Below are 7321 nucleotides of genomic sequence, written 5' to 3' on the forward strand. Positions count from 1 at the left end.
CTTGTCGCGCCGCTGCTCGCCGTCCCGGGCGGCCCGCACGGCGCGCTCACCGACGGCAGCCCGGTGTCCCTCGCCGGGCTGTGGGCCGAGCGCCCGGTCGTGCTGGTCTTCTTCACCTCCTGGTGCACGCTCTGCGCCGACCGGCAGGCGGCCCTGAGCGAGCTGGCCCGCCGGCACCGGGACGAGGTCGTCCTCGTCGGGGTGGCCACCGAGGACAAGCCCGAGGACGTCCAGCGCTACCTGCGGGAACACCGGGTCGAGTACCCGGTCGTGCTGGACGCCGACGGCACCATCTGGCGCTCGTACGCGGTCCGCGAGCCCCCGGCCGTGGTCGTGATCGCCAAGGGCGGCGCGCTGCTGCGCGGCTGGCCGGGCGGCGTGGACGCGGCCACCCTGGACGCCGAACTGGGGAGACTCGTGCTCGCGCCCTGACCCGCGGGTCAGTCCGCCGTGGCCGGCCGGCGCTTCTGCGGGTACGGGGTCTCGCCCCGGGCCAGCATGTCGACGAACCCGGCCAGCCGCCGCGCCCGGGTCTCCGCCCGCTTGGCACTGCCGAGCCGGTAGAGGATCGCGTACCGGTTCTGTGCGGTGAGCACGTCGAACATCGCCCGGGCGCGGGCGTTCCCCGCGAGCGCGGCGGCCAGGTCCGCCGGCACCTCGGCGGTGGCCTGCCCGGCGTACGCGGCGTCCCAGCGGCCGTCGGCCCGGGCCCGCTCCACCTCGGCGAGCCCGGGCGGCCGCATCCGGCCCTCCTCGACCAGCCGGGCGACGATCCCGACGTTCCGGGCCGACCAGGGGCTGCGCGCCCGGCGCGGGGTGAACCGCTGCCGGTAGGTGGCCTCGTCCCGGCGCCGCACCTGGCCGTCGATCCAGCCGTGGCACAGCGCCTCGTCGAGGGCCTGGTCGTAGTCCAGGCTGGTGGGCGCGGCGGCGCCCCGCTTGGCCAGCACCAGCCACACGCCGACCGGGTCGTGGTGGTTGGCGCCGAGCCAGTCCCGCCAGGCGTCCGCGTCGGGCACCACCAGCTCCGGCGGTTCCTGTGCCATCGGTTCCTCCTCCGCTCCGTGCTCAGCGGGCCAGCCAGGCCGGCGGGTCGCCGCCCCACCGCGTCGGCGGGCCCGCCCAGGTACGCGGCCCGCCGGGCAGCGTGACCGGCGGCAGCGCGTACCGGAGGCGGCCCGCGGGCGAGTCCCGCTCGGCGCACCAGGGGTCGGGGTCCGGCGGGGCGGCGGTCGGGGCCGCACCGGCCGGCAGTTCGTGCCGCAGCCACCGGGCGGTACGCGCCAGCGACAGCTCGGCGGTCCAGGCGCCCCCGTCGCGCGCCCGCTGGGTCAGCGCCCGGAGCACCGCCGCCGCGAGCAGGTAGCCGGTGCCGTGGTCGAGCGCCTGGGCGGGCAGCACGCCGGGCGCGCCGTCCGGTTGCCGCTCGATGTCGGCGATGCCGGTGGCGGCCTGCACCAGGCTGTCGAAGCTGCGCCGCCCGGCCCAGGGGCCGGTGCCGCCCCAGGCCGACAGCCGCGCCACCACCAGGTCGGGGCGGTGCCGGCGCAGCGCCTCGGGGGCGAGGCCCCACCGGTCCAGCGCACCCGGCCGGTAGCCGGTGACCACCACGTCGGCGTCGGCCAGCAGCGCCGTGAACCGGGCGCGGTCGGCGTCCCGGCCCAGGTCGAGCAGGGTGGACCGCTTGCCGGCGTCGGTGTCCAGGTGCTGCGGCTCCAGCTCCGGCAGGCCGGGGGAGTCGACGCGCAGCACGTCGGCGCCGAGCAGGGCGAGGAACCGGGTGGCCACCGGGCCGGCGATCACCCGGGTCAGGTCGAGCACGCGTAGGCCGGCGGCGGGCAGCCCGGGCGGTGCGGGTGGCGCGGGGCGGGCCGCCGTCGCGGCGTCGGCCCGCAGCCGGACCAGGGGTTCGGCCGCGACCGCCGCCGCCTGCGGATGGGCGTCCCAGCCCTCGGGCGTGCGGGCGGCGACGGCGAGCCCGTCGGCCGCGGTGACGTGCTGTTCGACCTCGACCGCCGGGCGGGCGCCGATCCGCTGGCCCACCGTCGCCGCCAGGGCCTCGTCGTCGGGGCGCGCCGGGTCGAGGTCGAGCGCGGCCAGCAGCCGCCGCCGGTGATGCGGGTAGTTGGCGTGGGTACGCACCCAGCCGTCGGCGGCCGGCCAGAACCGGGACAGCGGGGCGAACCCGTTGAACGCCCGCCCGTCCACCCGCAGGTGCCGCTCGCTGGTGAAGGAGACCGCCACGGCTCGGCTGTCCAGGGTCAGCGGCCCGTCCGTCCCGGCGCCGCGGGCCCGGGACAGCTCGAGGGCGGCCAGTCCGGCGGCGGCGACGCAGGCCACGGCCAGGTCGGTGACCGGCAGCCGGGCCGGCAGCACCCCGGCGGGACCGGCCGTCCGCACCGTCGCGGCGGCGGCCGGGTCCCCGCCCAGCGCCGCCCAGGCCGACCGGATCGACTCCGTCGTCGGGTTCACCATGCCGTCGATCATCGCACCGCCGGCGGCGGGCCCGCGCTCATCCGGGTCGCCGGGTCTTCGACGGCGACAGGCTGGGCAGCGGGCTCAGTGAGGGTGAGACGGTCGGCCGCGAGGTCGGCCGGTCGCTCGGGGTGGGGCTCGGGCGCGACGGGGTCGGGCTCGGCGTCGGCCGCGCCGACGGGGTGGGCGAGGAGGTCACCGGCGGCGTCGTCGGCGGGGCGGTGGTCTCCGGGGCGTCATCCGGGAATGCCGGATCCTGGAACCGGTACTCTTCCGGGTCGAGCTTCAGCGCCGCGGTGGCCTGCTCCATGAACTGCCGCCAGATCGGCCCGGGCCCGGTGGAGCCGTAGACCTCGTAGCTGCCGCCCGTCGTCTTGAGCGGCTTGCCGTCGGTGGTGCCCAGCCAGACGGCGGAGGCGAGCGCACCGGTCCAGCCGACCATCCAGGTGTGCACGTTCTGGGTGGTGCTCTGCCCGGCCTGCCAGGTGCCGGTCTTGCCGGCGGAGTCCCAGCCGTTGTCCAGCTTGGCCGCCTTGACGCGGCGCAGCGTCCAGTCGAGCTGGTTGATCGCCTCCTGGTCGAGGCCGAGGTCGGTCTGCTTGAGCTGCTCGCTCCACACCTTCTCGTCGCCCTTGGTCACCGACCGCACGAAGTGCGCCTCGGCGCGCTTGCCGCCGGCCGCGAAGGTGGCCATCCCGTTGGCGTGGTCCTGCACGCTGATGCCGTACTGGCCGATGCCGACCTCGGTGGAGAACCGGCCGGCGACCTCCTCGGCGGGCTTGTCGCGCAGGTCCACCCGCTGCGGCTGGGGGTTGCCCTTGACGGTCTCCCACATCGACTCGACCCCGGCCCGCTTCGCCATGTCGATGACCTTGGCGGTGCCGAGCTTCTCGGTCAGCTCGAAGTAGGTGACGTTCAGCGAGGCGACGGTCGCCTCCCAGAGCGCGCAGTTCGGCTGGCAGGGCGCGTGCTCGGCGTTGCGGATCGGGCCGGCCGGGCTGCCCTTGGTGCGCCCCGACTCGGGGAACTCCTTGGTGTCGGGCGAGTCGAACCGCTGCTTCACCGAGATCTTGTCGCCGACGGCGGCGGCCAGGTCGTACACCTTGAACGAGGAGCCCGGCGGATGCTGGCCGAACCCGCGGGCCTGGCCGTTCTCGTCGAGGTACCAGCCGGCGTAGTCGGCGCCGGAGCTCTTGTCACCGCCGTAGTAGCCGAGCACCCGGCCGGTGCCCGGCTCCACCGCCACGAGCGCGGCCTGCCAGTTCTTCGGCTGGCCGCGGACGGCCTCCGGGGCGGTGTCCCGGCGGATGTCGGCGGCGGCCTCGGCGGCGTCCTGCACCCGCTTGTCGATGGTGGTGACGATCTTGTAGCCGCCGTCCCGGATCACCTCGTCCGGCTTGCCGCGGAACGGCTCGGTCTGCCGCAGTTCGCTGAGCACGTGGTTGACCACCAGGCCGCTCGGCCGGTCCAGCCCGGAGCGGCCGGCGTCGGGGTCGATCTCCTTCACCGTGTCCGGGTACGCCAGGTTCGCCGCCTGCTCCGACGTGAGGTAGCCGAGCTTCACCATGCCGTCGCGGATGTAGTTCCAGCGGTCGATCGAGTTCTGCTTGGCCGTGGCGTTGCGCCGTGGGTCGTAGCCGGGGGAGCCCTCGGGGTCGGTCGGGTCCGCCTCGGGCTGTTTCACCATGGCGCAGAGCACCATCGCCTCGGCCTGGGTGAGCTGCTGCTGCGGCGGGGCGTCCCGGCGCACCGTCTTGCCGAAGAAGGTCTGCGCGGCCGCCTCGATGCCGTACGCCCCCCGCCCGAACGGGACGGTGTTCAGGTAGAAGCCGAGGATCTCCTCCTTGCTGTACTTGTCGTCCAGCTTCCAGGCGATGACCGCCTCGCGCAGTTTCCGCGAGTAGGTCACCCCGCGCAGGTCGGCGGCGACCCGGGCGTACTGCTGGGTGAGGGTGGAGGCGCCCTGCCGCTGCCCGCCGGTGACGTTCGCCCAGGCCGCGCGGAGCACGCCCTTGAAGTCCACGCCCTTGTTCTTCCAGAAGGTGCGGTCCTCGGCCGCCACGATGGCCTGCTTGGCCGAGTCGTTCATCTGGTCGTACGGGACGATGGTGCGGTTCTCGGCGCCCAGCTTCGCCAGCGGCGTGCGGCCGTCGGCGTAGTAGACGGTGGTCGACTCCGGGAGTTTGAGGTCGGTGGGGGTCGGCACGCTGTCGAAGTAGTAGCCGCCCGCCACCAGGCCCGAGCCGGCCAGCAGCGCGAGGACCGCCAGGAAGATCAGCAGGCGGTGCCGCCGGCGCTTCCGCCCCGGTGTCGGGGTCGGGGAACCGTTGGCGTCATTGTCACCGGTCTGAAGCATCCGCACCCGATACCCTCCGACTGCTCGGCCGAATCGTGTCCCTGCCCGCGTCGCAGGCTAGCGGACCTGCGGTGACGGCACAGGCTTCCGCCGTTCTCCGAGTGGCGTTCGTCGCGGTGGCCCGCCGCGTCGGCCGGCTCGAGACGTTGACAGTCGCCGCTGCGCCGGGCACGCTCGGACGAGCTGCGGGAACGCTCCCATCGCCCGTTCCCCCGTCCCCTCAGGAGCAATGACGTGGCCCTGACTCCCTTCCGGCGGCGCGCCGTGACCGGTCTCGCCGCCGTCGTCGCGACCCTCGCCGCGGCCGTGCCCTTCTCGCCCGCACCGGCCGGCGCGGAACTCCGCGACGGCGCGACCTTCTACACCCCCCGACCGGACCACGGGGCCGTGGCGCAGATCGCCGACCTGACCGCCGCCGGGCAGCACCAGCAGGCGGCCGGACTGCGCGCCATGATCCGTACGCCCCAGGCGGTCTGGGTGACCGGCGGCTCCGCCGCCGAGGTCGCCCGGACCGTCAACGCCGAGGTACGCCGCGCGGCCGGCAAGAAGACCGTGCCCGTGCTGGTGGCCTACAACATCCCGTTCCGGGACTGCGCGCAGTACTCGGCCGGCGGCGCCACCTCGGTGGCCGAGTACGAAGCGTGGATCGACGCCTTCGCCCGGGGCATCGGCGGCCACGAGACGGCCGTCATCCTGGAACCGGACGGCCTCGGCATCATCCCCTGGTACACCACCATCAACGGCAGTCAGGACTGGTGCCGCCCGGCCGAGGCGGACCCGGCGACCGCCGCCGCCGACCGGTTCGCCATGCTCAACTACGCCGTCGACACGCTGAGCGCGCTGCCCCGCACCAGCGTCTACCTCGACGGCACGCACAGCGCCTGGCTGGGCGTCGGCGACGCCGCCGACCGGCTGGTCAAGGCCGGCGTCGCCCGGGCCGACGGCTTCTTCCTCAACGTCTCCAACTACGAGACCACCGAACGCCAGCTCAAGTACGGCAACTGGATCTCCAAGTGCGTCCACTACGGCACCGCGGGTCCCGAGTGGGCGCGCGGCCACTTCGAGTGGTGCGCCAGCCAGTACTACCCGGCCGACCCGGCCGACTTCAGCACCTGGGGCCGCACCGACGCCTGGTACGCCGAGAACGTCGGCGACGTGCCGGCCGACCGGCTCGCCCACTTCGTGGTGGACACCAGCCGCAACGGGCAGGGGCCGTGGACCCCGCCGGCCGGTGCGGGCTGGCCGGACCCGCAGACCTGGTGCAACCCGCCGGACCGGGGGCTGGGCGTGCGCCCCACCACCGCCACCGGTGACCCGCTGGCCGACGCGTTCCTCTGGGTGAAGACGCCCGGCCAGTCCGACGGCCAGTGCGACCGGGGCACCGGCACCGGGCTCGACCCGGCGCGCGGCGGCACCGCCGACCCGGCCGCCGGCGCCTGGTTCGCCGAGCAGGCCCTCGAACTGGTCCGGTACGCCAACCCGCCGCTTCGCTGACCCCGCCGGCCGGGGCGGCCCGAACGTCGCCCCGGCCCGGCCGGACGACGCCGGATCAGCGCAGCGCCCACCCGCTGGCCCGGCTGTTGCGCAGCCGGCTCGTGACCCGGCGGGGCCAGTTGCCGTGGCCGCCGGACCGGGCGGCCCAGAACGGCGAGAGCCGCCACATCGGGTGGGTGGTGGTGTCGCCCGGCCCCGCGATGGCCTCCCGGTCGGCGTACCCGTGCCGCCGGAGCAGGTCCCGGTCGCTCTCGGTGAACGCCTCCGCGTACGTCGGCAGGCTCAGCGTGTCCATCCACCGCTGCGCCCCGGCGAGCACCGCGGCGGCCCGGCGGGCGGCCGCCGGACCGGGCGCGGCCAGCAGCGCGAGATGGTTGTGCGCCTCCGCCGGTCGCCGTGCGGCGAGCGTCTCGTCGAGCCGGAGGAAGCGCTCCTCATCCGGGCCGGCGGCCGCGGCGAGGCGGTCGGCGTACCGGTGCGGCGTCGGGATCGGCCGGTAGCGGTGGAACCACACGGTCGCCGCCGTGCCGTCCCGGAGCAGGAACGCGTCGCCGCAGAGCAGCGCGTGTTCGGTCCAGATCCGGGCCACGGCGGCAAGCACGGCGGTGCGGCGGTGCGTATCGGGGACGAGCCAGGCCGCGAGGGCGGTGGGGGAAACGGCCTCGGCGACGAGATCGGCGATCCGGCCGATGTCGCACCACCGGGCCCGGACGACGGGTGTGGCTGTGCTCATGAAGGAACTCCTGGTCACCAGGGTGATCGCGTAAGTGGAGGGCGCCGGGGTGGTCGTCGGCCGGCGCCCGCCGGGAGCGGCCGTGCAGCTGTCGGGCGGGGAGGGAGCCGGGGCGCGGTGGGCGGCGGCGGCCGCTACCGCGGGCCGGTCAGGCGGGCCGGGTGCCCGGGCGCCACCGCGTCCCGCCCGCGCAGCTTGCGGGGGAGCGCCTTGCGGCCGGCGAAGCCGAGCAGGGCCGGGGCCAGCGTGATGGCCACCAGCAC

General features: G+C 75.6%; 6 protein-coding genes. 2 read left to right on the forward strand and 4 right to left on the reverse strand.

Translation table 11 applies throughout. From position 1 onward, the window contains the following. Positions 1-432 (forward strand): TlpA disulfide reductase family protein (locus tag ABZV78_RS30760; protein WP_355644232.1); only part of this gene is annotated, 432 nt, incomplete at its 5' end. An 8-nt stretch (positions 433-440) separates the two neighbouring features. Here the strand turns inward: ABZV78_RS30760 and ABZV78_RS30765 are convergent. From ABZV78_RS30765 to ABZV78_RS30775, 3 genes are read right to left on the reverse strand one after another with little or no spacing between them, the layout of a single operon-like run. Beyond that, positions 441-1046 (reverse strand): YdeI/OmpD-associated family protein, encoded by a 606-nt coding sequence (locus ABZV78_RS30765; protein ID WP_355644233.1) that lies wholly within the window; start codon positions 1044-1046, stop codon positions 441-443. 22 nt (positions 1047-1068) lie between these two features. Next, the gene (locus ABZV78_RS30770; RefSeq protein ID WP_355644235.1) at positions 1069-2475 is read right to left on the reverse strand and encodes a CoA transferase; all 1407 of its coding nucleotides are present in this window, start codon (positions 2473-2475) and stop codon (positions 1069-1071) included. A gap of 37 nt (positions 2476-2512) precedes the next feature. Continuing rightward, positions 2513-4831, reverse strand: coding sequence for a transglycosylase domain-containing protein (locus ABZV78_RS30775; protein WP_355644237.1), 2319 nt, complete (start codon positions 4829-4831; stop codon positions 2513-2515). 306 nt (positions 4832-5137) lie between these two features. Here ABZV78_RS30775 and ABZV78_RS30780 point away from each other — a divergent pair, with 306 nt between their 5' ends. Further along, complete coding sequence (locus ABZV78_RS30780) at positions 5138-6325, forward strand: glycoside hydrolase family 6 protein (RefSeq protein ID WP_355644241.1); 1188 nt, start codon at positions 5138-5140, stop codon at positions 6323-6325. Positions 6326-6380: 55 nt separating this feature from the next. Here ABZV78_RS30780 and ABZV78_RS30785 read toward each other — a convergent pair whose 3' ends face one another. Then, complete coding sequence (locus ABZV78_RS30785; RefSeq protein ID WP_355644239.1) at positions 6381-7058, reverse strand: hypothetical protein; 678 nt, start codon at positions 7056-7058, stop codon at positions 6381-6383. Between the last annotated feature and the right edge of the window lie 263 nt (positions 7059-7321).

The sequence above is a fragment of the Micromonospora sp. NPDC004540 genome (assembly GCF_040610095.1).
Classification (GTDB): domain Bacteria; phylum Actinomycetota; class Actinomycetes; order Mycobacteriales; family Micromonosporaceae; genus Micromonospora.

Bases quoted from the DNA above. Each gene is read 5' to 3' on its own strand.
- ABZV78_RS30765 (WP_355644233.1), bottom strand. From the start codon at position 1,046: ATGGCACAGGAACCGCCGGAGCTGGTGGTGCCCGACGCGGACGCCTGG.
- ABZV78_RS30770 (WP_355644235.1), bottom strand. From the start codon at position 2,475: ATGGTGAACCCGACGACGGAGTCGATCCGGTCGGCCTGGGCGGCGCTG.
- ABZV78_RS30775 (WP_355644237.1), bottom strand. From the start codon at position 4,831: ATGCTTCAGACCGGTGACAATGACGCCAACGGTTCCCCGACCCCGACA.
- ABZV78_RS30785 (WP_355644239.1), bottom strand. From the start codon at position 7,058: ATGAGCACAGCCACACCCGTCGTCCGGGCCCGGTGGTGCGACATCGGC.